Annotated in this window: 1 protein-coding gene and 1 pseudogene; both read left to right on the top strand. The window is 36.7% G+C overall.

The window, feature by feature from the left end; all coding sequences use genetic code 11:
- Positions 1-76: 76 nt before the first annotated feature.
- Positions 77-151: pseudogene (locus tag QWZ08_RS28325) on the top strand (transposase-like zinc-binding domain-containing protein); the annotation flags it as partial.
- A gap of 66 nt (positions 152-217) precedes the next feature.
- A partial coding sequence (locus QWZ08_RS28105) for a transposase (protein ID WP_290341369.1) occupies positions 218-810 on the top strand: 593 nt, incomplete at its 3' end.

The raw sequence follows: 810 nt of genomic DNA, 5'->3' as shown, positions 1-810 counted from the left end.
AAAAAAGTTTAGTGAAACCGCTTTCACTAAACTTTTTTTGTTTTATGAAAAAGATTAAAAAAAGCGTTGCTGGGCCTGTGGCAGTTTGTTGGTAATTAGGTGGGGTAAGCAGTTAAACAAACAAAGATTCAGGTGTAAACAATGTGGTATTTACTTTACCAATAATGACAAACAACAGATTACAGCAAACCGTTTTGTATGGTTTAAGAAATGGGTTTTGGAAAGACAAACCTACAAGAGCCTGCAAAGGGACAGTGGCTTGTCAAAAGACACGTTACAGCGTCTTTTTTATAAGCTATTAAACAAGGCCACTGTAACTCCACTCATTCATCACGACAATATTCATTTAAGGGTTGATGCTACATACTTTAAAAAGTTCTGTGTTGTGTGTTACCAGGACAATAGCATCAGCTATACCCAGTTATTTCGTTTTTCAGATGCAGAGCGATATGAAGAAATAAAGGAGGATTTAAACAACCTGCTTACTCTTGGCCTTCAAATAGCCAGTATTACCTGTGATGGACATAAAGCAACCCTTAAAGCTGTACATAAAATATTGCCACATGTTATTGTTCAACGCTGCCTGGTTCATATCCAGAGAATGTGCCTGTTGTGGCTTACAGCAAATCCATCATATGAAGCAGGGAAAGAATTAAGAACGCTGGTTCTAATGATTCACCGTATTAAAACACACAACGATAAACTGTATTGGATACAGCAGTTGACAGCCTGGGAACAAAAGTTTAAAAACTTTTTAAAAGAAAAATCATACAAACCACAAACAGAAAGATACTGGTTTACACACCGACT

The organism is Ferruginibacter paludis (genome assembly GCF_030409685.1).
Lineage (GTDB): Bacteria > Bacteroidota > Bacteroidia > Chitinophagales > Chitinophagaceae > Ferruginibacter > Ferruginibacter paludis.
This window is presented reverse-complemented; position numbering and strand designations above follow the sequence as displayed.